Annotated in this window: 28 protein-coding genes and 1 pseudogene; 5 read left to right on the top strand and 24 right to left on the bottom strand. The window is 34.9% G+C overall.

The window, feature by feature from the left end; genetic code table 11:
• Nucleotides 1-37: 37 nt before the first annotated feature.
• From essC to ACIQ7L_RS14210, 7 genes are all read right to left on the bottom strand, one after another.
• A complete protein-coding gene (gene essC, locus ACIQ7L_RS14240; protein WP_400570029.1) occupies nt 38-4015 on the bottom strand; it encodes a type VII secretion protein EssC in 3978 nt (1325 codons plus the stop codon).
• Between the two features lie 30 nt (nt 4016-4045).
• Nucleotides 4046-4408: a hypothetical protein gene (locus tag ACIQ7L_RS14235; RefSeq protein ID WP_400570026.1), complete on the bottom strand. Its 363-nt coding sequence runs from the start codon at nt 4406-4408 to the stop codon at nt 4046-4048.
• 24 nt (nt 4409-4432) lie between these two features.
• Nucleotides 4433-5212, bottom strand: a complete 780-nt coding sequence (locus ACIQ7L_RS14230) for a protein phosphatase 2C domain-containing protein (RefSeq protein WP_400570024.1) — start codon at nt 5210-5212, stop codon at nt 4433-4435.
• A gap of 11 nt (nt 5213-5223) precedes the next feature.
• Entirely contained in the window at nt 5224-5988 is a 765-nt protein-coding gene (locus tag ACIQ7L_RS14225; protein WP_400570022.1) for a vWA domain-containing protein, read from the bottom strand.
• 487 nt (nt 5989-6475) lie between these two features.
• Nucleotides 6476-6814, bottom strand: a complete 339-nt coding sequence (locus ACIQ7L_RS14220) for a YmaF family protein (RefSeq protein WP_400570020.1) — start codon at nt 6812-6814, stop codon at nt 6476-6478.
• Nucleotides 6815-7609: 795 nt separating this feature from the next.
• Nucleotides 7610-7831, bottom strand: a complete 222-nt coding sequence (locus tag ACIQ7L_RS14215) for a hypothetical protein (protein WP_400570018.1) — start codon at nt 7829-7831, stop codon at nt 7610-7612.
• Nucleotides 7832-8098: 267 nt separating this feature from the next.
• Nucleotides 8099-8917, bottom strand: a complete 819-nt coding sequence (locus ACIQ7L_RS14210; protein WP_400570017.1) for a DUF6414 family protein — start codon at nt 8915-8917, stop codon at nt 8099-8101.
• Nucleotides 8918-9270: 353 nt separating this feature from the next.
• On the opposite strand from ACIQ7L_RS14210, the pseudogene ACIQ7L_RS14205 reads away from it, so the two are divergent.
• The 3 genes and pseudogenes from ACIQ7L_RS14205 (at nt 9271) to ACIQ7L_RS14195 (ending at nt 11126) form a co-directional block, all read left to right on the top strand.
• Nucleotides 9271-9638, top strand: a pseudogene (locus ACIQ7L_RS14205) (tyrosine-type recombinase/integrase).
• A 79-nt stretch (nt 9639-9717) separates the two neighbouring features.
• Nucleotides 9718-10032 carry a thioredoxin family protein gene (locus ACIQ7L_RS14200; RefSeq protein WP_400570015.1) on the top strand — a complete coding sequence of 105 codons (315 nt, stop codon included), beginning with the start codon at nt 9718-9720 and terminating at the stop codon, nt 10030-10032.
• Nucleotides 10033-10244: 212 nt separating this feature from the next.
• A complete protein-coding gene (locus tag ACIQ7L_RS14195) occupies nt 10245-11126 on the top strand; it encodes a cation diffusion facilitator family transporter (RefSeq protein ID WP_400570013.1) in 882 nt (293 codons plus the stop codon).
• Here the strand turns inward: ACIQ7L_RS14195 and ACIQ7L_RS14190 are convergent.
• The 5 genes from ACIQ7L_RS14190 to ACIQ7L_RS14170 all read right to left on the bottom strand — a co-directional run bounded on the left by ACIQ7L_RS14190 (nt 11113) and on the right by ACIQ7L_RS14170 (nt 13887).
• Nucleotides 11113-11751 carry a phosphatase PAP2 family protein gene (locus ACIQ7L_RS14190; protein ID WP_400570011.1) on the bottom strand — a complete coding sequence of 213 codons (639 nt, stop codon included), beginning with the start codon at nt 11749-11751 and terminating at the stop codon, nt 11113-11115. The two genes, ACIQ7L_RS14195 and ACIQ7L_RS14190, sit on opposite strands and share 14 nt — an antisense overlap.
• Nucleotides 11752-11825: 74 nt before the next feature.
• Entirely contained in the window at nt 11826-12584 is a 759-nt protein-coding gene (locus ACIQ7L_RS14185; protein ID WP_400570009.1) for a sporulation protein, read from the bottom strand.
• Entirely contained in the window at nt 12584-13387 is an 804-nt protein-coding gene (locus ACIQ7L_RS14180) for a serine/threonine protein kinase (protein WP_400570006.1), read from the bottom strand. The genes ACIQ7L_RS14185 and ACIQ7L_RS14180 overlap by 1 nt, the downstream gene beginning before the upstream one ends.
• The gene (locus ACIQ7L_RS14175) at nt 13387-13578 is read right to left on the bottom strand and encodes a hypothetical protein (RefSeq protein WP_335359261.1); all 192 of its coding nucleotides are present in this window, start codon (nt 13576-13578) and stop codon (nt 13387-13389) included. The genes ACIQ7L_RS14180 and ACIQ7L_RS14175 overlap by 1 nt, the downstream gene beginning before the upstream one ends.
• 129 nt (nt 13579-13707) lie before the next feature.
• Nucleotides 13708-13887, bottom strand: a complete 180-nt coding sequence (locus ACIQ7L_RS14170; protein ID WP_400570004.1) for a YozD family protein — start codon at nt 13885-13887, stop codon at nt 13708-13710.
• Between the two features lie 158 nt (nt 13888-14045).
• Here ACIQ7L_RS14170 and ACIQ7L_RS14165 point away from each other — a divergent pair, with 158 nt between their 5' ends.
• Nucleotides 14046-14201, top strand: a complete 156-nt coding sequence (locus ACIQ7L_RS14165) for a DUF3930 family protein (RefSeq protein ID WP_097898657.1) — start codon at nt 14046-14048, stop codon at nt 14199-14201.
• Nucleotides 14202-14205: 4 nt separating this feature from the next.
• Here the strand turns inward: ACIQ7L_RS14165 and ACIQ7L_RS14160 are convergent, their stop codons facing one another.
• From ACIQ7L_RS14160 to ACIQ7L_RS14110, 11 genes are all read right to left on the bottom strand, one after another.
• Nucleotides 14206-14868, bottom strand: coding sequence for a hypothetical protein (locus ACIQ7L_RS14160; protein ID WP_097898656.1), 663 nt, complete (start codon nt 14866-14868; stop codon nt 14206-14208).
• Between the two features lie 164 nt (nt 14869-15032).
• Nucleotides 15033-15248, bottom strand: a complete 216-nt coding sequence (locus ACIQ7L_RS14155; protein ID WP_400570002.1) for a YozE family protein — start codon at nt 15246-15248, stop codon at nt 15033-15035.
• Between the two features lie 72 nt (nt 15249-15320).
• Nucleotides 15321-15593, bottom strand: a complete 273-nt coding sequence (locus ACIQ7L_RS14150; RefSeq protein ID WP_017149664.1) for a YokU family protein — start codon at nt 15591-15593, stop codon at nt 15321-15323.
• The gene (gene kamA / locus ACIQ7L_RS14145) at nt 15590-17008 is read right to left on the bottom strand and encodes a lysine 2,3-aminomutase (protein ID WP_400570000.1); all 1419 of its coding nucleotides are present in this window, start codon (nt 17006-17008) and stop codon (nt 15590-15592) included. The genes ACIQ7L_RS14150 and kamA overlap by 4 nt, the downstream gene beginning before the upstream one ends.
• 212 nt (nt 17009-17220) lie before the next feature.
• Entirely contained in the window at nt 17221-18603 is a 1383-nt protein-coding gene (locus ACIQ7L_RS14140; RefSeq protein ID WP_400569998.1) for a sigma-54 interaction domain-containing protein, read from the bottom strand.
• A gap of 278 nt (nt 18604-18881) precedes the next feature.
• Nucleotides 18882-19736, bottom strand: coding sequence for a putative beta-lysine N-acetyltransferase (gene ablB / locus ACIQ7L_RS14135; RefSeq protein WP_400569996.1), 855 nt, complete (start codon nt 19734-19736; stop codon nt 18882-18884).
• Nucleotides 19733-21001, bottom strand: coding sequence for a peptidase (locus ACIQ7L_RS14130; protein WP_097898650.1), 1269 nt, complete (start codon nt 20999-21001; stop codon nt 19733-19735). Before ACIQ7L_RS14130 ends, ablB begins: the two co-directional genes overlap by 4 nt.
• Nucleotides 21002-21017: 16 nt before the next feature.
• Entirely contained in the window at nt 21018-21680 is a 663-nt protein-coding gene (locus ACIQ7L_RS14125; RefSeq protein ID WP_400569993.1) for a CoA transferase subunit B, read from the bottom strand.
• On the bottom strand, nt 21665-22363 hold the full coding sequence (atoD, locus tag ACIQ7L_RS14120) for an acetate CoA-transferase subunit alpha (RefSeq protein ID WP_400569992.1): 699 nt from the start codon (nt 22361-22363) through the stop codon (nt 21665-21667). Before atoD ends, ACIQ7L_RS14125 begins: the two co-directional genes overlap by 16 nt.
• Nucleotides 22360-23670 (bottom strand): aspartate aminotransferase family protein, encoded by a 1311-nt coding sequence (locus tag ACIQ7L_RS14115; protein WP_097898647.1) that lies wholly within the window; start codon nt 23668-23670, stop codon nt 22360-22362. Before ACIQ7L_RS14115 ends, atoD begins: the two co-directional genes overlap by 4 nt.
• Before the next feature lie 594 nt (nt 23671-24264).
• A complete protein-coding gene (locus tag ACIQ7L_RS14110) occupies nt 24265-24411 on the bottom strand; it encodes a YjcZ family sporulation protein (protein ID WP_097898646.1) in 147 nt (48 codons plus the stop codon).
• A gap of 297 nt (nt 24412-24708) precedes the next feature.
• Between ACIQ7L_RS14110 and ACIQ7L_RS14105 the strand changes: the two genes are divergently transcribed.
• Complete coding sequence (locus tag ACIQ7L_RS14105) at nt 24709-25458, top strand: DUF4397 domain-containing protein (RefSeq protein WP_400569989.1); 750 nt, start codon at nt 24709-24711, stop codon at nt 25456-25458.
• Nucleotides 25459-25500: 42 nt separating this feature from the next.
• On the opposite strand, the gene ACIQ7L_RS14100 is transcribed toward ACIQ7L_RS14105, so the two are convergent.
• The gene (locus tag ACIQ7L_RS14100) at nt 25501-26634 is read right to left on the bottom strand and encodes a BA2291 family sporulation histidine kinase (protein ID WP_400569987.1); all 1134 of its coding nucleotides are present in this window, start codon (nt 26632-26634) and stop codon (nt 25501-25503) included.
• Nucleotides 26635-26783: the final 149 nt, after the last annotated feature.

Here is a 26783-nt window from a genome sequence, read left to right as displayed (position 1 = left end):
TCTTAATTTCACCTTTTTAAAATTATAGAATTATAGTTTATTGTAGAGATTTCATCATTTCAGCTACTACATTAAGCGGTTCATATGCAATTTTCACCTTCACTGGCTTTCTCTTAATAAAATACCCTTCACCGGCTGCTAATTCTTGATCCATTTCAGTGTGATGTAATCTCGCGTTAAAGAAATATAACTCACTATTGTCTGTTGTACCTAATAAGTACCCGACACTTCTCTTCCTAATATGACTAAACCACTGTTCATGTCCATAGCTATTTAAATTAGAAGTCGTACCAGCTACAATAAAATGCACACCTTTATTTCTCGCCTGCTCTACTAATTTCTCTAATATGCCTTTCGTTTGGAACTCCATTGATACATAACTTAATACTTGTTCTAGATCATCAATCATAATTACAATACGCGAATTGTTAGGCGAATCAGAAATTACCTCTCCTAATTGTGGAACCATATCTTTACGCTCATTTACTCTTTCCAGAAGCTCTTCCAACATTTTTGTAAATTGCTGTCCATCTATAACTGATTGTTTCACATGCGGTATATAATTCATAGTAGCTATACCCATTGATTTTCCAGTTAAATCAACTGTATAAATTTCAAGTTGCTCGGATGTATAATAATTAGCCATCGATAAAAGAATTGTTTGTAAAAATGATGTTTTTCCGCTCTCCATTCTGCCAGCAATAACGATATTATTCATTTCCTCTAGTACAATACGATGAGCTTCAATTTCATTTGTTTCTATTCCAATGCAAGCTCCTTGCTCATCTTCAAGCATCTTCCGCAATGAAACCACTTGGGGTACCATTGGAATTGGTTTTGCATCGGTTCCAGTCCAAACATCCCTCATTTTCTTCATTATTTTTTTCAGCTGAGCGGTGTATTCAAATTCACTTTCTCCTACAAAAGGCAAAGCAGCTTGGAATAATTCAGGTGGTTGTCCTTTCACAAGTCCACGTCCAGGCGGTACATCAGTTAATGGAAAACTTGACTTTCCAACTAAGAACTGGTATTCCGAAGAATCTTGTAATTCAAATGAAACTGTTAGTGAGATATTATTTCGATATCGATCAAACATATCACTCGTTTGGTTCAACATGATATGAAAATACAAACCATAAGTAGCTGCTTCCCGTAGAAGTTGCTCTAATAAATCATTTTCTTTTTCATGTTCATTTTTAAATCGGGCATATCCATCAATTATGATAACCATAGCTGGTAATACTTCTCCAGAAAGACGTTTATACGTTTCAAAAGATTTTGCTCCTAGGGTTGCGAACTTTTCTTTCCTATGCAACAGCTCTTTCTTAATAAAGCTAAATAATCGTTTTATTTTCTCTGGCTCACCTTCTTGTACTACTCCGCCTACATGAGGTAATGTAGCAAAATCTAAAAACATTCTACTAAAATCAACAATATAAAAATTCACTTCTTCTGGTGAATGAGATAATGCTAGAGACATAATAACTGTTTGAATAAATGTTGTTTTCCCCGTACCCGGCATACCATATACATTCATATGCCCTTCCAATAAATTTAACTTCAGTGGATATTGTGCCTGATTTGCAACATCATCAATCAATCCTACAATCGGTTGATATTTCTCGTGCTCTCCCATCTCCCACTGACTTTTATTCCAATCGGTTATAGAATAAAACCTGTCCAATAGTAAAGTTTCCGGAAGCGGAGGTAACCATGGACCCGGAAGCGGATTTATATTTTCTTGTTCTGCCTTTAATTGAATATAGTCAATTAATGCTTGTAATTGTTTCGGACCATTTGTCAATGGTTTTGAACGCTTTTTACTTTTTATTCGTTCGCCATTTAACTTTATTTTTGTAAAGTCAACATGTTGAACAACTTTTTTCTCTTCTGGATTATAAGGTGCACCACTCCATGCAGACTGAAAAAGTTCTAAAATTTCATTGTTCCCAACTTGTAGATATCCACGACCTGGCACATTAATTTTAGATGCATCTGGAATTTTTATCATTTCCCTGCTGTCTCCATCATCTTGAACACGAAGACATATACGAAAACGAGAGTTACTCCAAATCTTATCATTTACAACTCCTGATGGCTTTTGTGTAGCAAGTAGTAAGTGCACACCTAATGTACGTCCAATCGCAGCTACACTAATTAATTCATCCATAAATTCGGGTTGTTCTTTTTTCATCTGTGCAAACTCATCAATTACAATAAACAAATGCGGTAATGGCTCTTTTTCGCGCCAATTTGTCTCATAATATTCATCTAAATGCTGTACGTTACCTGCCTGTATGAATAGCTTTTGCCTTCTTTCTAATTCTGCTTTTAATGAAATACGTGCTCGTTCAATTAAATTAGGATCCTCAAGGTTTGTGATGGAAGCAACTACATGCGGCAATCCCACAAATGTATTAGACATTCCTCCTCCCTTGTAATCAATTAACATAAAGGCCATTTCATGAGGATGATAAGTAACTGCCAATGACGCAATTATAGATTGAATAACTTCACTCTTTCCAGAGCCTGTCGTACCAGCCATCAATCCATGTGGACCATGTCCTTTCTTTTCAATTTTATCGTGAATATTTAAAACAACGGGTTTACCCCCTTCTCTTACTCCTATCGGTACAGGTAATGCTGTTGGGTATCGGTTTTCCTCCCAGCGATTCAAGATTTCTAACTCTTCCATTTTTTTCACATTAAATAAATCTAAAAACGTTAAAAGTTTTGGAATATTAGCAGCTGTTGAGCTTTTAAGACGAATTGATGCAAGGCTCCTCGCTCCTTGCTCACACGTTTTATACGATAGTTTATCTACTTTAAATTGTGTATATGTTTTCTCCTCTCCTTCAGATGTGCTCGAAAAGGTTTCAAAAACTTCACCTTCATCCCCATTTACATTTATAATAAGATCGCACTCCATTGGAAGCTGATCTTTACGCTGAGCAAACACAAATGTTGAAGCACCAACACTTTGTCCTTCTTTTAATAACATCGGTAATAATGGATCTTCCTCTAAAAAGTCTCGAGCCTCTAAAAAGAAGATATACATAGGTACAAGTGGTACGTTTATATCCTTTTGATGTGAGGAATTAAAGATTCTTCGCATATTTAGCGGTATAAACAAAGATTCTGCTAACTTTTGGGCAGCGTCTTCTGTATCCGCTAAAAAACGAATATTATGTTGCTCATCCCATACATGGGGCAACCATCTCATCCAATTCCAATTCTCCTTATTTTTTTGATGATAAAATGCCGCTATTTTCACTTCATTAGGTGCATGATGTGTCATAATTTGTGTTGTTGCGATCCGTACAAAGTTTGAAATATCCTCCTCGTTCCCAACTACACCTATCACGTCATGCTTTTTTAGAGAAATAGAAATGTGCCCATTTGTAATATATTTAAAGTCCTTTGCAATATTTTGTGCTTCTGTAATTAATAGATTATCATCATAACCTCGTTTTTCAGAAACTTTTAAGTCTATTAAAAAGCTCCTTATTCCTGTACCAATACGAATATCTAAAAAATCCTCTCCTTCAGGAGTTCTTTCCCAAAGATTACTTTCTCTATTTTTAATCCGGCCGATACTTTTTAAAGGACTTGGATTTTTTATAATTAAGTATTTTGCTTGTTCTACTTTTAAATTTTCCAACTCCATCCGGTGTTTTTGTAATTGCTCTAAGTAATTATTTTGTAGTTGTTCTAGCATTAAGCGATGTTCTTTTTTCTTACGAAAGAATGCTAATATTGTAAATATGTAAGTACCTAATACAGGTATACTAGATATCATCATAAATGGTAAAAAACTTGAACTTGATCTCATATTCTTCATAACAAAAAAATAAAGAACAATTGTTAGAACTGTCATAATACCTGGAAGTAGCATTGATTCGATTGAAAACTTTGGTTCTTCTGGCATATTAGGTGGATCATGGACAACGACCTTCCCCGTCGGAATGTCAACTCTCACACGAGGTGAACGTTGAAAATATGGTGATGTTTGCACAATATTTCCCTCTTTCCTTTTCTCAAACATTTATTCAATTACTTTCCATACATAACCATCTTCTTTACCCGTTTCTTGAACAGCAACTTGTCTCTCTTCTATTTCTTGTGTCTTGATAAATTCTAAAGAAGGAATTAACGTACCTTTTTTGTGCAGCATGATATAATATCCGTCCCATACATGTTGATCCCTTAATGTTTCATCTTGTAGAACAGACAACCACTCCTCCTTATCTCTCGTTGCACGTATTTCATATAACAAACTTTGATTCTCTTCGATTTTTTCATAGTGTAAAATAGATTCAATAATTTGTATTGTTTTCACATCATTTGGAATTGCGATATCCACCTCTTCGTTTGATTGTGTAATATAGGTTACAATAATTCCCTCCAATGTTTATCACCCTCTCGCCTCGTTTTACCATGAAATATCAAAATACGCTATATCGTCACTAGTAGGAGATTCCTGTGTACGTGCAATTTCTTCCTTCAAGTTAGCCTCTTCATATTGTTTAAGCATTGGTAACCCATCACTATGAACAATGATGCGATTCATTTCATTTATAGGCACAGTTTTACACAAAACTTCAACTGGTTCTCCAATTATCCCCTTACATGTTGACCATCTTTTATGAGTATCTCGTTCTTTCTGTATATATTCCATATGTTGTTTATCATTTTTCAGAAAGTTTATATACGAGTCCCCATGCATAACACATAATACTCTAGCTTTATTTTCAGACATTACTAATTCAACTTTCCCACAAATAAACATAGATTCACTTCCATGTTTACGTTTTTCTTCAAGTACTTCAGCAAGAAGCCACACTGTATTATCTGGTAATGGAAATGACTTAACAATCTCCATTCCTTCATTTGTCCATACTTGAAGAAGCTCATGTAACTCTTTTTGAAGAGAATTTGACTCATAAGGATCCTTTAGATTAGATAGCCAATTCATGAGCTTCTTCCCTATAAATGCCGATGCTAATTCTCCACAAAAAGACATGCCAACACCATCACATACTGCAAAAGTAATCGAAGAATCATTCATGTGAAAAGCAAGGAAATCCTGTCCACTTTCCTGTAATTCTTGCGACTCCCTCGCACGATAATATCCATATTTACATATGAAATTATCATTTTTCACTAGCTGTAAGGGTGTTTCTTCAACTTGAGAGACAACTTGTAACTTCATCTTTTCACCTTCTATCGAACAGGAGTTGCTGCCGACATTTGAAACCCTAAAGAAACTAAATCAGCGTTTGTTCCGGGCAACATCATAATTGCTCCCTTTTCAATTTTGTATCCATGTTCCATCATCATTTCTCGATAACTTTCTGGGATTGGAGATGATAACTTTTTCAATTTCGCACCATATTCATCTTGAATTTCAGTATGAGGCATAATTCCTGACCACTTCTTCATATCTATAATTTTCTCTTGTAAAATTTCATTTGAAATAAAGATATTTTCAACAAGTACTTTACCGTCTGGAACAGATAAGTTCATAATTCGCTCTACAATTGGCTCAGGGTCTTCTCCAGTCGACGCTCCATCAGTCATATGACAAATAACTGGAGCGGGTCCTTCTTGAAGATTCGGCAATTCATCATGTAATAACTTTTCCACAACAGAAAATGCTTTCGCTGTATCTGTTAATCGCTGTGTTTGTATATTCTCTAACGGTCGCAATCTAGCAACCTCATCAATTGTCTTTATACCACCTAACAAATCATATACTTGATCGCTATAAGCTAAAATAGATAATCGATAGCGTGGTAATAATCGACTTCCTTTCGTCGAACGGAATACCATTTGGCGAATAGCTAATGAAAGTGCATCCGTAACAATATCAATCCGACGCTTCTCTTCACTTCCAGCATCCATCATTTGGTTCATAGAAGCGCTAACATCAAGTAAATAAATGATATATGCTGGCGTTTGTTGTGTTGCCTGTTTCTGATATAACATTTTCCATACCCTCTCAATATAATCTTATTACAATCATTATTCTTTATATTTCCATTATATTATATCGTAAGAATTTTCAATTTCTATATATTTTATAGAAATTTTTGGTTAACTATTTTTAGTTAAAATAAAAAAAGAGAGACGTTTGTCCCTCTTTTCTCAAAAGTTATTCGATTGCATCAACACAATTCAATCCATCTTTCTGTCTTATCAAGATTATTTTTTTAAATATCATGCGCTTCTTTCTTTTCTCTATCTGTTAATTTAGCTTCAAACGATTTAGGTACTTGCATACTATCTTTCGTACATGCGGTTTCTGTATAATCATCGCCAATAGCTATTATAGATTGGTATGAACCATCTATATTAGGAGCACTACTCGTAAAGGTATATAAATTCCCATCTTTATCAAGGATTATAAAATCATTTGAGAAGTTATCATATATATATCAGGCGAATCTGGAATTTTCCATCCTCTGCATTAACTTTATTTATTACCTGGAGCAGGTTGATCCACTCCTTTAACACGGTGTTTATGTCCATTATCTTCAGTGGTATAAAAATCATAATAGTGAACATGCATTCCATTTCCTACAGGAATCGCAGGTCCTGAGTATGCCTTATAATAATGCGTATGTCCATCCTCAAAGACAACATATCCTTCCGTATAATGTATATGCCCACCTTCTTGTGCGGGAATTGGTGGAGATGTTACATCAAGACATTGATGCACATGCCCCGCCTCAACAGATGTATAATCCACCGATCCATGATTATGATTTGGTACAAATCCAGAAACAAAATCATCCTTTCCTACTCTATTCACTCTACCCACTCCTTGTACATAAAGATGTATTTTATAAACTTATATGCTTATAAACCTGTAACAATTCCTCACAATAGCTTGGTCTACGTCATGAAATGTATTGCATATTAAAGAGGGAAAGCAGTTGAAGATTTCACAAATAAAGTTTTGTTTGTACTTACACTGTCTCACGATATATTTTAAATTTTTTGTTGTAATTCTTTATATTAGAATGTAATATTATATTATCTTACTATCTATTTATAACTCACACACGAACTAGAAAAGGAATTCTTTATGAGTTCCTTTTTCTATATATACATCAATTAAAAAACGACATAAAACCCCTCTTTTAGATGGGAGAGAGCATCTGGCCATGCATAGAAGCGGTCAGGGCCCTTTTCTTCCACATGCGAAGTAAAAACAGAAAGAGCAAACGAGTGTAAGTTACTTTTTATTCTACAGAGCAGGGATTTAGATGTCGAAAAATTAAAATGGATTTATATACACAAAAAAGAAAGAGAATCTGTTTGCTAATCCTGAACTGTACCCCAAATCGCGGACCATAAATCCCCATTGAATCCTCAATATCACGTTAACTTAGTTTTTCTTTTCTCTTTTTCTTATTTTTTGGCTTGATTAAACTGCTTTTTCCACTCCCTTAATTGATCCTTAATACTTTCATTCCTCACATCTCTCTTTTTCAAAATAAAAAGGACACCATTCTTAAAACAGCTTTAATTGCTGCTCTAAAAAATTGGTGTCCTCTAGTTTTCTAGCCGGACTAAAATTATTTAGATAAAAATCACCATTGTTTTAGCAATCTGTAAGATTTTTACTACCACCTTTGTATTTAAAGGTTAGTTTTACTTCTGGTATCATAATCGATTGATGTTCCCTTTCTAAATCTTCTTCTATTGCTGCTAAATCAATTTTTATAGATTCACATGCACGATATTTTACGGATACTATAGATTGCTTTCTATTTACCACAATGTAATTCATCTCAATAAAATTATCGATTGACCTACATTCCAAATATTCCATCTGAGCCATTAGTCCTTGATACCCTTCTAGCGACTCTTTGTTTTCCAAAAATTTACATAGATACATTTTTAAAAATTTATGATATCTTACAACTAAGCCTTCGTTGGCTGTTATACCGTCTCCCTAGCTATTCAAAGTTAGGGAGTTTCGAATTTACTACAAAATGAAATTGTTATTAACACCTTTCTAATTTATTTCTCAATATCCAAAAATAGGATTAAAGCCCCATTCCTGGTAATATAAAGGTAAAATGTAGCCTTATTCAAAATACATAGCAACTGGTGAAATGATATAATTATTCGCTGCTACTACTTTAAATCCCCCTAGTAAATTTGTAGGAAATCCTAAAAATTTATTTAAAATTTCATTTGGCTGCTTATCTACCAAATTCGAATAATCAAGAGCATGTATTTCTTTTTTATTTATTTTTTTTGTTATTTTTCCAATTAGGGTGATTTCGACTGATGTGTCTTCTGATCCGTATTTAAATGCGAGTTCTCCGATGCTCTCACTTAAATAGCACTCCTTAACTGGTATTAAACAATTATCCATCTTTATAAACGAGCTAAATGGAATAGCCTCTTTAATATATACCAACATATCTTTAACTGAATGAATCTTATTCTTTTGAACACTCACCATATTCTCGTATGTTTTTTCGAGTTCATTCAGAAAAACAGTCCTTTGTTCGAGTGTTAATGTTTGTTCAAGGATATTTTGTACTTCTACATTTTTTGCTTCTTCTAGTTTATTAAAAAGAAACTTAATAAATTTATCATTTATCATTTTTTGAACAACATCAAAATTTATCGGTTGAAAACTTGAAGTAAACTTAATATATGAACCTGGATTCACTTCCTCGCTGTCTTTCAGTTCATTAAAATTAACTAATGAAGAATTTTTAAGAAGATAATCTTCAAATTGATTTAGAGCATTATACTGCTGCCCTAGCGTATTTTCCTTTGCCTCCATTCTGTGTTCTTGAATCTCTTTACTTTTAGCACCTATTAATTCATGATTTATTTGCGCAATAAAAGAATGTATAAAGTCCTTATCTAAATATACCAACTCTTTCAAAAATAGTTCCTCCTAAAAAAACATTTGTTCATTCAGTTATTATAATATTTTTTCGTATACTTATATACTGAAAAAATCAAAGTTTGTTCTAAAGTTACATCTAGAACAAGAATTATGATGATAATATATACTATAAAGAAATTATCTATTAAAAAGGATGAATCTAATGATAGCAACAAATAATTTTCAATGTAATGTATCACTCGTATTAAAGTGCAACTAGGTTAGCTAGATGAATACCCCGTCCGAAGTCAACTACCCATCACTTAAACGCTAACATGTTTTGAAGTGGGGGTGAACATAACATTTGACCAGAAATAGCTACTGGGAAACGTTTAATCATACTTCCCGAAATTACACTACATGCTTTAGAAGAACATCGTGAGCGAATAAATGCAGAAAAAAACGTTACAGTAGCGAATATAACGATTATGATTTGGTTTGCCCTATCTTCAACGGTAATCCCTGTAAATTCAGAAGTTTGACACAGCTCTAGAAAAAGCTTATAAAGAAAAGTGAGGTTCCTGATATTCGGTTTCACGATCTTCGACATACACATGCAACTTTAATGTTAAAACAAGGTATTCATCCGAAGATTGTAAGTGAACGGTTAGGACATAAAAGAGTAGGTATCATATTAGACACCTACTCACCTGTTGTACCAGGCCTACAAGAAAAAGCAGTTGAAGATTTTGCAAATAATCTATTTCAAAAACACTAATGTTTGCAAAATGTTTGCAAATACGGATTTTGCATAAAAATAATAGCAAATTCGTATGACAATGAAAGGAGTCAAAAACATGAGAGAAATCAAGTCTGACAAGGAATTCAAAGACATCATCGCAAGCGAGGAGCCAGTAGTAATTAAGTTTTTTACAACATGGTGCCCAGATTGTGTTCGTATGGACAACTTTATCGAAGATGTAATGGAAGAGTTCAAAAAATTCGAATGGTATTCTATTAATAAAGATGAGTTCCCAAATATTGCAGAAGAGTATCAAGTAATGGGAATTCCAAGCTTACTTGTATACCAAAACGGTGAAAAACTAGGTCACTTACATAGCGCAAACGCAAAAACAGAAGAACAAGTTACTGAGTTTTTAGAAGCGTACTGAAATAAAAAATGCTACTGAAATATATTGTTTCAGTGGCATTTTTTTATCTTTCCTAACTTTGTACTTTTCAACATATTTTTCCTTTGCGAAACTTTGTTATCCCCTACTCAAAAAGCTATAAGCCGTCAACAATGTTTGTATAGACCCACATGAGTTTCGTTTGATACTCTATTTATAGAAAGAAATTCCTAATAGAAAGGTGAGTGATCTTTATGAATTCACTTTCTAACAAAGAAGCTGATAAGGGTGCCATTGTCAGCATTATTGCTTACATATTTTTATCATCAATGAAAATTATCATTAGCTATATTGCCCTTTCCAGCGCACTACGTGCGGATGGTTTAAATAACTTAACGGATATAGGTGCCTCTTTAGCTGTTTTAATTGGTCTTAAAATTTCCCGTAAGCCTCGTGATCCGGATCATCCATATGGACATTCACGCGCAGAACAAATCGCTTCACTTGTTGCTTCCTTTATTATGGCAACAGTCGGTTTAGAAGTTATCATAAGTGCAATTCGATCGTTTTTTACTCCCGAACAGACGGCACCTAATGTACTAGCAGCATGGGTTGCCTTATTTTGTGCTGTCATCATGTATGGCGTGTATATGTATACGAATAAAATTGCGAAGCAAACCAAAAGTAAAGCATTGGAAGCCGCTGCAAAAGATAATTTATCAGATGCACTCGTTAGTATCGGTGCATTGATTGGTATTTTAGCATCACAATTCAATATGCCTATACTTGACCCAATTGCCGCCTTAGTTGTAGGGTTGATTATTTGTAAAACTGCATGGGACATCTTTGTAGAAGCTTCCCATATGTTAACAGATGGAATTGACCCCGAAAAAATGGAAGAATACTCGCAAGCTGTCAAGCTTGTTTCAGGTGTTGAACATATTGTCGATATTCGTGCCCGTATGTATGGAAATCAAACGTATGTAGATATTACCATTGAAGTAGATGCTCATATGGAAGTAAGCAAGAGCCATTACATTACTGATGAAATTGAAGATATGTTACGACAAAAATTTGGAATTTTATATACTCATATTCATGTTGAGCCTATGCAAAAAGAACCTATGACGACATAGGTTCTTTTTTGATGAATGCTTGGTGAAATATAATACATAAAATGAGCCAACTCCCCCCCGCTGCCCATCCAGCTAATATATCAGATGGATAATGGACACCAAGATAGACACGGCTAACAGAAATTGAAAATACTAGGAAACATGTGATAAAAATAATCAATAACTTTTTGTGCAATGCAATACGATGTTCAGTAATGGTTACATAAGCAATAAACCCTAGAAATGCCGTAGCATTCATCGCATGACCGCTCGGAAAACTATATCCAGTCGCTGTAACAAGTTGCGACACATCGGGTCTTGGACGCTCATACCATAACTTGAGCATGTTGTTAAAATAACGAGATCCATAATAATTAATCATTAAAAATAACGCACTTAACAACTTTTTTCGTATGAGAAAATACATTACCATTATAATGAGTAATGGAAAATATATTCTTTTTGAACCGATATAAGACATCCAAATGAAATACGATGTTACATACTCGTTCCGGAAACTTTGAATAAATTGTGTAATAACATCATCAAATTTCTCAATACAAGCGGTATGATACGAAAGTGATAATACGACAAAACAAATGAGCAACGTACAACTTAACAAGTATAAATGTCGATATCGTTTCACATACATAACCTCACAATATAAAAAAATGGAGCGGTTGTTTTAGTTTTCCTCTCCATTTCTTTTTTATGCATGATTTAGTAAGAAATATAACTGTTAATTTTTTGTTGCATCGATGGAATGTCTTCGCGAGTCACAGTAAAACGAATTACTTTTTCATCTAAATCTAACGCTTCGGAAAATAGGCCCGCCAATCCACGTGCTTTCCTATCTACTTCCATAATGATGTCCAATCGATCATAAGCACGTGGTAGAATCAATAATTCCAGTTCATCTAATTCTCCATAATACTGTCCAGAAACTGGTACAAATTCAAATTCTTGTGCAAACGGGATATGATTGCGCAAACGATGTGGTAATTCTTCACATTCTGCATGACGAAACTCGAATCCCAATTGTTTTACACTATCTAATACGCTGTTTAATAATGCATTTGGTAATACTTGAATGTAGTCAAGATCACATGGATCAATACTTCGCTTAATATCAAGACCTGTATAGATCCAAACCGTCTTCATTCCAAAAGTAAGTGGGGCTTCAATGGGCATCGAGAATGAAAATGGAATTTCCATTCTTGCATTCGGTTCTATGCTAATAGGCTCTGTTAAACGCACTTGTTCTAAGTCAAATGTCACATTCTCCTTTTTATCATCTACTTCTCGCACATAAGATGTTGATAATATTAAGTAAATGCTTTCAATTTGTTGGCTAACCGATCCTCCAGTAATTTGAACCACACCAGCAATTTCTTCTCCTACCATATATTCATCTTTTTCAAGAACTGTATCCACTTTTGCGTTTCCAATTCCAACGCTTGCTAAAAACTTTTGAAACATTAATCTTCCATCCTCTCTAATGCATAGCGTACATCTTTTCTAACATCTTGTGCATTTTCATAATATGGAACTTTCATTTGTAACATTCTCATAATAATTTCGCGGTTTTCTTCTTCTAATTGTAACTCTTCATACCACGGTTTTTCTTTTTCATTATTAGATTCATAACCAGCGTATAGCAAAAACAATGTAAAATGACCAAGTGCATAAAAGTCGCTACGATAATAAATCTCTCTCATAAAAGCTTGTTCGCTTTCATAGGAGGACGCTCGTTCATCGACTTCTCCCTTCAATCTCGCTAATCCAAAATCAATAATACTAATCTGATTCTCTTCCATTAAAATGTTAGGAATTCTTAAATCCCTATGAATAATACCTTTATTATGAAAATAGGAGACAATCTCCAATACTTTATCTAAAATACAAAAAACTTCATATTCTTCATATACATGACCATCTAAGAAAATAAAATCCTCAAAATTCTTCCCCGGCATGTACTCCATTACAAAAAATGGCTGCTTCTTCCATATGAAGTGATCATATAAACTTGGGATTGCTGGGTGATCTAACTTCGCTAAAATCTCTTGCTCCTGCGTAAATGATTTTCTGCCAGACATATATCTTTGTTTGCTTTGTCTCAATTGTTTTAATACTTTATTCTCGTCTGTCTGTAAATCGTTCACGATATAGGTAAACCCATAGCTCCCCATTCCAATTACTGATTCAATTTTATAACGCTGTGCAACAATTGTATTCTTACGCAGTGGTCTATCAAACCAAGCTATTATTTTACGCCAATTCATCAACTACTTGAAAAGAAACTACGACTCTTACGCTTTCTTTTATAGTGCTGATGCCCATAACCATGAGATGGACGTCTCTTATTATAGTCGCTACTTGAATATGAATGCCCTCTATGGCGATAATCGCTACTTGAATACGAACGATGTCTACTCTTCTTTCCGAATACAGAATCAATAATTTTTTTGAACATCCCTTCACCTCTTGTATAAAATTTCCTTTCTATTATACCAATAATTCCCCCTAGGTGCTGTGACAAATTTGTAAAGAAGGTCAATGTTTTAAAGAGTAAAAAAACGACGAGTCTATCCCGCCGTTACTTTCACTCTTCATCTTCTTCAAATACTTCATCAATCATACATTTTTCTAGTAAATACTCAAATGTAATGTCAGCAAGATTTTCAATTTCTTCTCGTTTCGGTACATACCCTCTTTCGATTAGTTGCTCATAAAAAAACTCCGCAATTTCTTCCGTATCAATCACGACTTCAATTTCCTTCATGAGCATCACTCCTTTATTTCTGTTTTATGAAGGAATTTCAAAATTATGTATATGAGATTAGAAAAATAGATTTTCTTTTTTATATTACAGGTATCAGTCATATTGCCTAAGGTTGCAACATACGATGTAGTACAAGCTATCCAAAGGAGGAAATAACAATGGACTATCAATACGAAATAGAACAAAGAAAAGAAGAGTTCATGCATGAAGACAAATGGGCAGACTCTCTTATTAAATGGCTTTTTATTTTTTTAATCATTGTGGGTATACCTTATACAGCATATATTTTTGTTCAATTCCTTCTTACTTTCTAGTTCACTATTTCTTCTCTGTTAATTTGACTAAATAACTATGAACAACATCCATTACAATTTTGTATTCTTCATCCTGAAATGTTTCATATAATAATTGATAGTCATTATAAATATCTAATAACCCATCAATAATCTCTTGCTTATTCGTTTTAATACTTACCTTTTTCGAATTATTTATTGACTTCAATTTTCCTAAGTCTAATTTATTCATTCCAGCTTTATCTTGTTTCATTTTCTTTAAAATAGCGTTTGCTGTTTGTGCATTTGCGAGTAATGTTAAGTCGGATTCATCAGCCTCAAGCCACTCGCCGTCTGTAATTCTTGATAACTCATATATTGTATCTTCCCACGCATCATTTTTATATCGCCATACTTCTGTACGAAAACCAACAATGCGAAAGACGTCTTTATCATAACCTGTCACTTGCACAAGATCACCGAACGTAAAATGATAGCGTAATTCAATCCATTCTGTTTCACCTTTTTTCATTTCCTGTTCTGTAACATGTTGCAGAGTTTGTTCCACATAATATCCATCATGATTATTAATTTCATATACATAAACGCCATCTAACATTTTCATATTTGTGATTTTACCAACGGTTCCATATAGCGTAATCACGACTATATCTCCGACATTATATTTAGGTTGTTTTTTGCTGGACATCTATATCTCTCCTTTTCAAAGCCGTGATTTTGATAACAGTATATGCAAACGATAGAAAAACGCTTATCACATGAGCTTATATTCGAAAAATTTTTTCCATAAAAAATACATCACTTTTATAGAGTGATGTACCAATACAAATATATTTGTATATGTTTTGATAGTTATCTTTCTTGTATATACAGCTCCCATGCTTCATCAAATATAGACATACTTCCCAGTAATCCACTTAGTTCTAAGTACGAACTAATTTCATCGTAATCTTCTGATTGTTTTGGGAAACTTAAATCATCATACATAGCTTCAGCTAAATCAGATATTTCGTTTTTGATTAAAGATGCACGATGCTTCATCATATAGTGGTAAAATGACTTTTTCAAAAATATTCCCTACCTTTCTAACTTGGGTACATTATACAAGGGTAAAAAGAAAAAAACCAGCATAATCGCTGGTTAAAAGTCAAAATAATTTCTCTTTAATAGGCGCGGTCGTTCCATTAACTCTTCATATGTTAATTGTTTTGGTAAATCTTTTGTATAAATTAAAAACAACTGATCTTCTATTTCTTTTACAACATGATCGGGTTGATAGTCCATTCCGCATGATGAACAAGAGATGCATGGTGTCTTTTGAATTTCAATGGCTTTTGTACCATCTGGCAATTCCCAATAAACAGTATTCAGACTTTCTTTCGCTTCTGTACTGTCACACCACATACAATTCATACTGCGTCACCCTCAGCTTCTTTATTTTCTTCTAACTTCGCCATTTGGGCTTGATATTTTTTATCTTTTAACTGATCACGCTTATCTCGTTTATCTTTTAAAGAAGAATGTGTTTCATTTGTTTCATAATCTTTCCGGCGATTCATACGTTGTAAATCATCCGGAACAAGATTGAATTTCTTATCGCTCATCAATCCTGCTACGCCTATGTCAGAGCGCTTCTCCTCATATGTTGGATAAATCTCTTTAAAGTAACCTTCTGCTCTTCCTGGCACATAGTTTTCTGGTTCTGGATACGTTGTAATAACTCCCTCAAAGTTTCGAAGCACAACTTTATCGGCGCTTTGTGAGATTAAATAGTTTGGCTGAAGGGCAATTTTTCCACCTCCGCCTGGCGCATCGACAACAAACGTTGGTACTGCGTAACCAGACGTATGTCCACGTAATCCTTCAATAATTTCTAAACCTTTTGAAACTGGAGCACGGAAATGACCGATTCCCTCCGATAAGTCACACTGATAAATATAATATGGACGAACACGGATTTTTACTAAATCATGCATCAGCTTTTTCATAATCGGTACACTATCATTAATTCCTGCTAAAATAACCGCTTGGTTTCCAACTGGGACTCCTGCATTTGCAAGCATTTCACATGCCAATTTGGATTCCTCTGTGATTTCAATAGAAGTATTAAAGTGCGTATTTAACCATACTGGATGATATTTTTTAATAATATTACATAGATTTTCTGTAATACGTTGTGGGAATACGACTGGAGCCCTCGTTCCAATCCGAATAATTTCCACATGCGGAATTGCTCGTAAGTTCTTTAATACATATTCTAAGATTTTATCATTAATAAGAAGACCATCACCACCAGAAATTAATACGTCTCGTACTTGTGGTGTTTCACGAATGTAAGCAATCGCATCATCTAATTGCTTTTTCGGTACGCCCATCCCAATTTGTCCACTAAAACGACGACGTGTACAGTAGCGACAATACATCGAACATTGATTTGTCACTAGAAATAAAACGCGGTCTGGATAACGGTGTGTTAAACCAGGAACCGGTGAATCTTCATCTTCATGAAGCGGATCTTCTAAGTCATACTTCGTTTTATATAACTCTTCCGATATCGGTACAGATTGCATCCGAATCGGACAGCGCGGATCATCAGGATTCATAAGAGAAGCATAGTACGGTGTAATATTTAACGGAATCGTTTTCGTTGAAATTTTAACACCTTCTTCTTCTTCTGGTGTTAAATTGATTACTTTCTTTAAATCATCTAACGTTTTGATCGTATTCGTTAATTGCCAAACCCAATCATTCCATTGCTCTTCTGTGATATCTTTCCATAATTCAATATCTTTCCAATGACGATTTGGTTTATATACATCGTGTAACATTGCTATTCCCCCTTTTTTTACGCTCACTTTTTATATAAGCAATAACTATGCCAACTCTATATTCTCGGTACGTTATCATGAAAAATATCCTATTATATATGGAAGAAAATATTTTTCTAGTTTTGTTATAGCGCAGTATTCAGTATCATATTCGGTACTCTTTATATATGTAAACGCTCTTTTATTGGTGCAAACTCATAAAAAACCGCCGATTATTCGGCGGTTTTGTCATACTTATTCAATTTATATTGCAGCGTTTGTCTTGGAATACCTAGTAATTTAGCAGCTTGCAAGATATTCCCTTCTGTCTCTATTAAGGCGCTATCAATTAATTCTTTTTCTGTTTGGTGGAGTGCTTCACGTAACGGTAAAATATTTTTCTTCTTTGGAAGGTCCTTCTGCAATGTACGCGGCAAACAACAAGTGTTTAACGAAGTTCCTTCTGCAATGATGACTGCATGTTCAATGGTATGTTTTAATTCTCTCACATTTCCAGGCCAATGATACGCTAGTAACCTTTCTTTCGTTTCCTTATCAATATGAAGTACCTCTTTTTTATATTCCTTGTTATAGTCTCTTAAAAAGTAAGATACCAACAATAATACATCTTCTTTTCGTTCACGAAGTGGTGGAATATATAAAGAAAATACATTTAATCGATAATATAAATCGGTACGAATTTTATTTTCACGTAAACATACTTCTGGAGGCTGATTCATCGCAGTGATGACACGGACATCTACTTTTCTCGTTTTATTATCACCAATGCGGCGAATTACCCCATCTTCTAATACACGAAGCATTTTTGCCTGCAGATCAAGGGGCATCGAATTTAATTCGTCTAAAAATAATGTCCCTCCATCTACAAGTTCAAATAATCCCGCCCGTTCAATCGCTCCAGTATAGCTACCTTTTGTCGTTCCAAACAATAAACTTTCTAATAGTGATTCTGGGAGAGCGGCACAGTTTTGTGCAATAAACGGTTTGTTTTTTCGCTTTGAAGCCTCATGAATCGCTTGTACAAATAATTCTTTTCCTGTTCCTGTTTCACCATATATTAAAACATTTGCGTCTGTCGGTGCTACTTTTTGTGCCAACTCTTTCGTTTGACTAAAACGTGAATCATTCGTCACAATAGTATTAAACGCAACATGCTTTTTAGTAGATCTTCTACTGGAAGAACGCTTCATTTTTGACTGTAAATCAACAATCGTATCCGTTAATTTTTGAATCGTGGAATAATCTTTTGCAATTTCAACAGCACCTGCAATACTTCCCTCTATGAAAATAGGTAACGTTGTATTTACAGTACAAACATCTTCTCCCTTTAAATTTTGATAGCGCTGAACTTGATGTAAGATTGGCTTTTGTGTATCTAAAACTTTCATAAGTGTACTCGTTTCTCGCGATAACGATGGGAATGCCTCTAATAAATGTTTCCCTAATACATTCTCAATCTTTGATCCATCATGTTTCGCAGCAACCGTATTATAAAAAATTGTAATACCATTTTCATCCACTGCATGGATGGCTTCATCAATACTGCCTAAAATCGCTTCAATGACTTCTTGTGTCGAAACTGCCAGCAATGTCATCCCCCCTCTTGCCAAAAATCCAGCAAATTATATGCCGAAATTTTGGCATCCCTGTGTGCGATTGTAAGCATGACGATTCTGTTCTATTTTTTAGTGAAATTTATATATTTTTACGCCTTACTCATATTTTTTTACTTTATGGCTAGATAAAGTGAAACTTCCATCAGTGGAGGTTTTCTTCATCCTTCACTGATGGAAAGCTCTCATCAATCGGACTTTTACGGGCAGTTTATCCCCCACCAATCTTCTTCGCTTTTCTCTGAATCTTAAGGTGGGTATTACTGCCCATTCATGCGGGATAAATCTTTCGTCCATATATTCATATCTTCTAATTTATCGAAAATATAACAATTATTCGCAAGTCTTCCTGTGTACGTATATCCTAACTGGTGAAAGGCCGCATTCATTCCAAAAGAAAGAGAGCGAGCAATCGTATAGGAGTAAAAAATAGCTCTCTCTTGAAGTTCTTCCTCTAACTTAACAAGTAAACTTTTCATAAATCCATGTTTTCGATATTCAGGTAAAGTAGCACAATTCGTTAATTCTGCATTTCCTTCTTTCACGTTCATTTCAGCAGAAGCAGTACTAATAATGCGTCCTTCTAATTCATATACGTAATAAATTGTATCCTCCTTCATCGTCTGCTTCACATAACCCGCTTCATTTAAAGGTGTTGGGTAAATTTCAAACACTTTTCCGAACACATCTGCTAACTCTTCTGCGTCTGCTTCTGTCGCTTTTCTTAACACAAATTTCTCAGGAATTTCTTTTTCCTTTACTTCTTTTGCTCTTACACCGCTTATAATATTGTCTTCTTCCACCCAATGAATACTATTTCGTCTTTCATCATTACGATACTTCACGAAAAAGTACGCATCATGCCCTTGAAAATAATGCGGTATCGTTGCTTCCAATAAGAAACCAAAGGAGAGCCATGTTGAAACATGCTCTCCCTTTCCTTTTATAATACATTTTGTGAAAGAGTGCTTCTCTGTTAATTCATCTATTGTTTGTGTAATGCTTCCAACATTTCCTGTATAATGATCTACTCTAATGCGCTTATTAAAATAATCTAACACTCCTTCTACAGTATAATGCTTCGTCTGTTCTCTAAATGATTCATAATATTTCATCTTTTCACCTCACACCAGTCTAGTAACGTACATGCAATAATTTTTGCTGCGGTAATCATTTTATCGACTTCAATATATTCATTTGGATAATGAGCTACTTTTGTCTCTCCTGGCCCGAATACAATCGTTGGCACATCAGCGATTTGTGTAAATAACCCGCCATCTGTCCCCCAAGGAGCTGCTTCTATAACGGGACTTTTCCCTTCAATTTGGGCAAAATTATCTTGAAGCGTTGTAATAAGCACGTGCTTCTCATCCAATTCACCAGGAACCCATCTTGCTCCGAACCATTCTACTTCTACTGGATATCCTTCAAACCATGGGTCAATATTTTTTAATTGACTCACCCAATTTTCAAACTCTTCTTTTGCCGCCTCTATAGTCTCATTCGGCGCGATTCCACATCTTCCTTCTAAAATTAACGAATCCGGAACAGAACTTGGCCAGCTACCGCCCTCAATTTTCCCAATATTGATTGGAATTGGGATTGGGATTTCTTTATATAATGGATCTGTAATCCGTTCATTTCTCTTCTGTTCTAGCTTTCTTAAATGCTCAACAACAAACATGCTTTTTTCAATTGCACTAACTCCCTCGTAACGAGTACCACCATGAGCTGCTTTCCCTTTCACATGCAAGCGAAACCACATGGAACCTTGTTGTTTCGGGAAAAACTTCATATTTGTCGGCTCAGGAATAATAACGCCATCCGCTTTATACCCCCTCAAAATTGCCGATAAAGTACCCGCTCCGCCACTCTCTTCTTCTATTACACTTTGAAAATAAATATCTCCTTTTAATTCAATACCCAGTTCTATAATCGCTTCCATCGCCAGCATAAGAGCTACATTTCCGCCCTTCATATCCGTAGTTCCACGACCATATACACGATTTCCTACTCTTTCACCGCTATATGGATGATGTTCCCACTGATTTACATCACCTTCTGGTACAACATCAATGTGTCCATTTAAAATCATGGATTTTCCATCGCCGCTTCCTTTCAAAGTCGCAACAACATTCGGACTATCTGAAAAACTTGTTCGTGTGGATACAAAATAAGGATGATTTTTCATTTTTGTAAAAGAAGGCTCCCAAATATCGAGATCTAAGCCTAATTCTCGTAGCTTTTCAATTACAATTGCTTGTGCACCGCTTTCATCACCTGATACACTCTTTTCTTGAATTAATCGTTGTAAGAGCTTTATAGTTTCTCCTTCATGACTTTCAATATAGTCACATACTTGTTTTTTTAATTGCTTCATAATTTGTTAGCTCCTCTCATTCAATCACAAGTAAATTAGAACTTACATGAAAAGATGCCTCCGTATTTTGTTTCACATCCTCTACTGTATAAGGGCTCATTAGCTCTTGAAGTACTAAACCTTCAGAAGTAACTTCCATTACAGCCATATCCGTAATAATTAAATCCACACATTTTTTCGACGTTAACGGTAATGTACATTCTGAAACAATTTTTGCGTTTCCATATTTATCAACATGATTCATCACAACAACAACCCGCTTTGCTTTTTGTGCTAAATCCATCGCTCCGCCAATACCCGGAACGCGTTTTCCTGGTACAATCCAGTTGGCTAAATCACCGTTCTCACTCACTTGCAAGGAACCAAGAATGGTTATATCAAGCAATCCTTTTCGAATCATCCCAAATGCCATACAGCTATCGAAATAACTTGCTCCTGTAATAAGCGACGTCGGCAATCCGGCCGCATTACATAAGTTTCCATCTTCTCTTCCTTTACTAGGCGTTGGGCCCATTCCAACAATACCGTTTTCTGCATGAAACATCACATGCGTATCTTCTGGTAAATGATTAGGCACAAGAGAAGGGATACCAATTCCTAAATTAACAATCATCCCATTTTGTATCTCTTTCGCTGCACGCCTTGCAATCTTATCTCTCACTTCTACTCCCATACCCATTTCCAGTTCACTCCTTCCGATGGCACGATATAATTTACAAAAACACCTGGAACAACAATCTCTTCAGGATCTAAACTTCCGAGTGGGACAATTTCTTCTGCCTCAACAATTGTAATATCTCCAGCCATTGCCACATGTGGATTCATATTGCGAGCGCTTTTATCGAATACAAGATTACCAAACGGATCTGCTTTTTTAGCATATACAATCGCTACTTCAGCGGTTAAAGCTGTTTCCACTAAAAAGGTTTTCCCACTCATCTCGACTGTTTGCTTTCCTTCCTCCACAATTGTGTCAATACCGACATCAACAAGAATTCCACCAAGCCCTACACCGCCTGCACGAATTCGCTCTGCTAATGTTCCTTGTGGTGAAAACTCAATCTGTAATCTTCCTTCATTTAATTGTCTTCCTGCATTTGGATTCGAACCAATATGAGAAGTAATGAGTGATTTTACTCTCTCATTTGTCACAAGACGACCAATTCCTACATCCGGAAACCCTGTATCGTTTCCAATTAAATGTAAATTTGTAATCCCTTTCTCTACAATGGCTTGTATGAGTGAAGGAGGGGATCCAACCCCGCCAAATCCCCCAAACATTAATGTCATATCATCATGAAACAACGAAATAACCTCGTCAATTTCTTTTAATTTACCAAATGTATTTGTTATGGTTGTCATGCGATACTATGCCCTCCCTTTTGCATCATCTCTTCCACACTTTTTGCAAAAATTGAAAGTAATTCATCTAATTCAGAATATGTAGTTGTCATTGGTGGTGCAACAAGCAGTGCGCTATCCTCTTTTCCTGCTTGCCCTGAAACAGCTTGGTATAAGAGAAGTCCATTTTTCGCTGCAACTGAAATAAGTTCAGATGATTTTGTAAACGGTTGCAATTCTACTCCAATCAAGAATCCTTTTCCGCGTACATCAGCAATAATCGTCGATTCTTGTTGAATTTTTTGTAACCCTTTAATTAAATACTCTCCTTTTTCAGCTGTTTTTTCAGGTAGATTATGTTTTTCCATATATTCAATAACAGCTAAAGCTGTCGCTGCTGATAATGGATTTGCACTTAACGTATGCCCACTCATAACAGAGCGTGACCCCCGTAAAATCGGTTCCATCACACGATCACTTACAACTGTCGCTGCCATCGGTGTATAACCTGCACCTAGGCCTTTTCCAAGCGTCATGATGTCTGGCTCCACACCCCAATGCTCCATCGCAAACCACGCACCCGTGCGGCCAAGACCTGTCATAACTTCATCAGCAATAAATAAAATATTGTAATGGTTACAAATATCTTTAATTACCTTATAATATTCTTTTGGTGGTACAACTGCACCGCCAGCAGCACCAATAATTGGTTCAGCTATAAAAGCTGCAATATGTTCTGCTCCAATCCGCTCGATTGCACGTTCTAATTCTGTTGCACAAGAAAGCTGACAAGTTGGATATACCTTTTGCACAGGACATCGGAAACAATAAGGTGCTGGCACAGTTGGATAATCTTCTAAAATAGATACAAACCGTTGCCGACGAAGTGGATGTCCAGACATTGATAAAGCGCCCATCGTAATGCCATGATAACTCATCCACCTTGACAAAATTTTATGTTTCCCTTGAATGCCTCGCTCTTGAAAATGCTGAATTGCAATTTTCATAGCCGTTTCATTTGCTTCTGTACCACTATTTACGAAAAAACTCCAGTTTAAATCTCCTACACTTAAATCACTTAACTTCTTTGCCAACTTCTCTGCTGGTTCACTCGTAAACTGTGATCGATAGACAAAAGCAATCTCCTCTGCCTGCTTTTTAATCACTTCCGCAATCTCTGTTACGCCATGTCCGATACCAGCCGTAATCGCTCCTGACGAACCATCAAAATATTTGTTACCATTTTGATCATACAAATATACACCTTTTCCATGTGAAATCATCGGATACGGTTGACCAACAAGTGGTTTAATTAAGTAATCGCGCATAGCGCTCCCCCATTTCTCCAATTTGTATATACATATGAAGAAAATTGACGTTTCTTTCATAAAAAAGAATCCTCTGCAAGCGCAGTGAATCTATGAAAAAACTATTATAAAATATACAAATAAGTGCTAAAAAACGAAAATAAAAAAGAAGATTCAGAAATATACTTGAAAACTAAACGCGCTTTACGGCCTAAACATCCCTCCTCCTTATAAAAAATGAACCTAAAAACAAACTAACAAATTATTTTCTTATCATAACATCAGCCTCTCAAAATCGCTGACATTGTGTAAACTTCGACGAAACTCCCGTCAATTTCCTTCCTATTTATGTAGTTTATATTTCATACTTTTAAACAAAATTAGACAAATTTCTTACAATTCTATTTTTTGCCATCACAAAACATTTAACTTGTTCCACTCTAAAATCACTTATTCCCAAATTGAACTCCCCCCCCCTTCACTTCGTTTAGAGAAAGGGGGCTTCTCGGTTAAAATGATAAATATCCTTATTCCTTAATCGGTTCTTTTTTCTAGAAAAAAAAAAGAACCGATTAACCATATTAACCAGTTCAGCATGACGCTCTTTATCGATTATTAACGCACCCAACATGCTCCAACGATAATTAATAAAATAAACAGTACAACTAATAACGCAAATCCATAACCCGTACCACAGCCTCCGCCACCATATCCGCCATAACCATATCCACAATAACTACCGGGATATCCATAGCCCCACATTACTTATTCCTCTCCTCCATAACTTAAATTTACATTTCATTTTTACATTATGTAGGACAACCATTATTTTGTATGTGTATTTGCCTAGAAATGAAAAAATTCATAGTTTAGCTCAGACTTCTTTTACTTACATTGAATCGTGCAATTTGTATATATTTAAAATTAGTGACATCAAACAAACTAGCTGTTGTCATTTTAACACTTGGGATAACGGTTTCCTTTTGGAAAAGCAAGTTTTTTGCATAACACCTTTTCCAATAAGCATATAGTTATAGTGATGACAAAGGAGGAGTTTCCATGGCTCAATCTGAAATTGAAAAATACGGACAAGAAGCAGCTCGTTATGAGCAACTTGCTCGCTACTATCAATATACAAATCCTAAAAAATATATAGAATTATCTATGAAGTATCATCATGCAATCACACAGCTTGTACATGCGTATGAAAAACGTGAGTCTCAAGAAGCAACATTACCATCCCATATGAGAACTTTCCACGCATCTTCTCATACACCACCTATTGATGTTTTAGTGAATGGACAGAGAGTAATCAAAAATATTTCTTTTAAACAGTTCAGTCCTTATTTTTCCTTAACACAAGGACAATACCGCATTGATATTGTTCCTGTTGGTAATGAAACACCTATTTTTTCAGCACTTGTACCCATGATGGGAAACCATTCCTATACGCTTGTCGTACTCGGTAACAATTCACATATCCAGCTACAGCCAATGCTTGATAATACTCATTTACCATCTGGTCAAGCAAAAATAAGATTTGCACACTTATCACCTGACACCCCTGTTGTTAACGTTTCATTAAAAGATGGTGATCATTTATTCGAAAACGTACTCTTTAAACAAATAACAGATTATTTACAAGTAAGCCCCGGTACAGCTGATATTGAGATTTCACTTGCTGATACAAAAAAAATTCTTGTCACAATTCCGAAAGTAAAAGTTGAACCAAATACAATCTACACAATTTCACTTGTAAGCTATTCTACTCAATCTCCAAACGTAGAAGCCGTTATTCTTACAAATTAAAAAAGTCTACACCATAGTATTATGGTGCGGACTTTTTTAATTTCATTTTTGAAATGTAATATGAAATTCTGTCCACTCAAAATTTGATTGACACGTAATCGATCCATTATGCTTTTCAACAATTTGTTTACATACAAACAATCCGATACCCGTTCCTAATTTTTTAGTGGTGACAAATGGTTCAAAAATGGTTTCAATACTTTCCACCGGAATCATTGGCCCATTATTTTTAATCACAATATAAATCATTTCTTCATCTTCACGTACATCGATAATAATTTTACGATTTTCTTTAATCGCTTCGAGAGCATCAATTGAGTTCATTAAAATGTTTAGAAAAACCTGCCTCACTTCGCTACGATACCCGACAAATGGGATAGGATATGGTAAGTTTTTTTCAATTGAAACATTGGCATTTACTATACTTGGATATAAGAACTGAATAATATCATGAAATAAGTCATTAAGCCAAAAACGTTCAGATTCATTCCATATTTCTTTTTTAGAAACAAGTAAAAATTGCGAAATTCGAAAGTTCAATTGATCTAATTCATGTGAAATAATATCTAAATATGATAGATTGGGATGTTCTGATTTTAACAATTTTACAAATCCCATAATTGAGGTTAATGGATTTCGAAATTCGTGAACAAAACTAGCCGACATTTGTCCTAAAATCGTCAATCTTTCTTTATGTGTTTCATTTATATATTGCTGTTTTTCCTCTAAATTTCTTGATATAATTTCCGAGTACTTTAAAACGGTATAATAAATTAATCTGTCAAAACAAGTATGTATTTTTGTCATAATTGGTTTCAGTTCACGAGCATTAACATCTAATTCACACATCGCCTCAAATAGTTCATTTCTTCCGACATTTGCATTATAGACAAAATCTCCAATATTCACATCTGCCCCTGCACGCTCAATCGCAATCTTCTCACATACCGGCTGAAGATAAGCTATATCCTTATCCTCCATAATAAATTCAATAATTAACCCTAATACACTCTCTCCATTTCGAGCTACTTCTTGCTTAAATGGATCTTTTTCAGAAATTACCATTTTGTTTTTCCAGTTCTCTACGAATTGGTGCCTGTTGTCTTTTAAATGCGAACAAAATACTTCTTTAATATCCTTATCGATTGGAAAAACCCCCATTCCCTCCATTTCCATGCGATACATACCCTATATATTTTGAATATTAACACAAAAAATACATTTCGTTAAGAGATTATTGTCACATTTTGTTAATTTCTGTTGATAAAGTTAATTTTATTTTTATTACTCATTATACCTTTGATTAATGGCAGGTATTTTCCTTC

The organism is Bacillus sp. NPDC094106, assembly GCF_044764345.1.
In the GTDB taxonomy this organism is placed as follows: Bacteria; Bacillota; Bacilli; order Bacillales; family Bacillaceae_G; genus Bacillus_A.
This window is presented reverse-complemented; position numbering and strand designations above follow the sequence as displayed.

Coding starts and splice junctions, on each gene's coding strand:
- ACIQ7L_RS14230 (WP_400570024.1), bottom strand. CDS start 5,212: ATGAAGTTACAAGTTGTCTCTCAAGTTGAAGAAACACCCTTACAGCTA.
- ACIQ7L_RS14225 (WP_400570022.1), bottom strand. CDS start 5,988: ATGTTATATCAGAAACAGGCAACACAACAAACGCCAGCATATATCATT.
- ACIQ7L_RS14200 (WP_400570015.1), top strand. CDS start 9,718: ATGAGAGAAATCAAGTCTGACAAGGAATTCAAAGACATCATCGCAAGC.
- ACIQ7L_RS14195 (WP_400570013.1), top strand. CDS start 10,245: ATGAATTCACTTTCTAACAAAGAAGCTGATAAGGGTGCCATTGTCAGC.
- ACIQ7L_RS14185 (WP_400570009.1), bottom strand. CDS start 12,584: ATGTTTCAAAAGTTTTTAGCAAGCGTTGGAATTGGAAACGCAAAAGTG.
- ACIQ7L_RS14180 (WP_400570006.1), bottom strand. CDS start 13,387: ATGAATTGGCGTAAAATAATAGCTTGGTTTGATAGACCACTGCGTAAG.
- ACIQ7L_RS14175 (WP_335359261.1), bottom strand. CDS start 13,578: ATGTTCAAAAAAATTATTGATTCTGTATTCGGAAAGAAGAGTAGACAT.
- ACIQ7L_RS14170 (WP_400570004.1), bottom strand. CDS start 13,887: ATGAAGGAAATTGAAGTCGTGATTGATACGGAAGAAATTGCGGAGTTT.
- ACIQ7L_RS14165 (WP_097898657.1), top strand. CDS start 14,046: ATGGACTATCAATACGAAATAGAACAAAGAAAAGAAGAGTTCATGCAT.
- ACIQ7L_RS14160 (WP_097898656.1), bottom strand. CDS start 14,868: ATGTCCAGCAAAAAACAACCTAAATATAATGTCGGAGATATAGTCGTG.
- ACIQ7L_RS14150 (WP_017149664.1), bottom strand. CDS start 15,593: ATGAATTGTATGTGGTGTGACAGTACAGAAGCGAAAGAAAGTCTGAAT.
- kamA (WP_400570000.1), bottom strand. CDS start 17,008: ATGTTACACGATGTATATAAACCAAATCGTCATTGGAAAGATATTGAA.
- ACIQ7L_RS14140 (WP_400569998.1), bottom strand. CDS start 18,603: ATGACATTGCTGGCAGTTTCGACACAAGAAGTCATTGAAGCGATTTTA.
- ablB (WP_400569996.1), bottom strand. CDS start 19,736: ATGAAATATTATGAATCATTTAGAGAACAGACGAAGCATTATACTGTA.
- ACIQ7L_RS14130 (WP_097898650.1), bottom strand. CDS start 21,001: ATGAAGCAATTAAAAAAACAAGTATGTGACTATATTGAAAGTCATGAA.
- ACIQ7L_RS14125 (WP_400569993.1), bottom strand. CDS start 21,680: ATGGGTATGGGAGTAGAAGTGAGAGATAAGATTGCAAGGCGTGCAGCG.
- atoD (WP_400569992.1), bottom strand. CDS start 22,363: ATGACAACCATAACAAATACATTTGGTAAATTAAAAGAAATTGACGAG.
- ACIQ7L_RS14115 (WP_097898647.1), bottom strand. CDS start 23,670: ATGCGCGATTACTTAATTAAACCACTTGTTGGTCAACCGTATCCGATG.
- ACIQ7L_RS14110 (WP_097898646.1), bottom strand. CDS start 24,411: ATGTGGGGCTATGGATATCCCGGTAGTTATTGTGGATATGGTTATGGC.
- ACIQ7L_RS14105 (WP_400569989.1), top strand. CDS start 24,709: ATGGCTCAATCTGAAATTGAAAAATACGGACAAGAAGCAGCTCGTTAT.
- ACIQ7L_RS14100 (WP_400569987.1), bottom strand. CDS start 26,634: ATGGAAATGGAGGGAATGGGGGTTTTTCCAATCGATAAGGATATTAAA.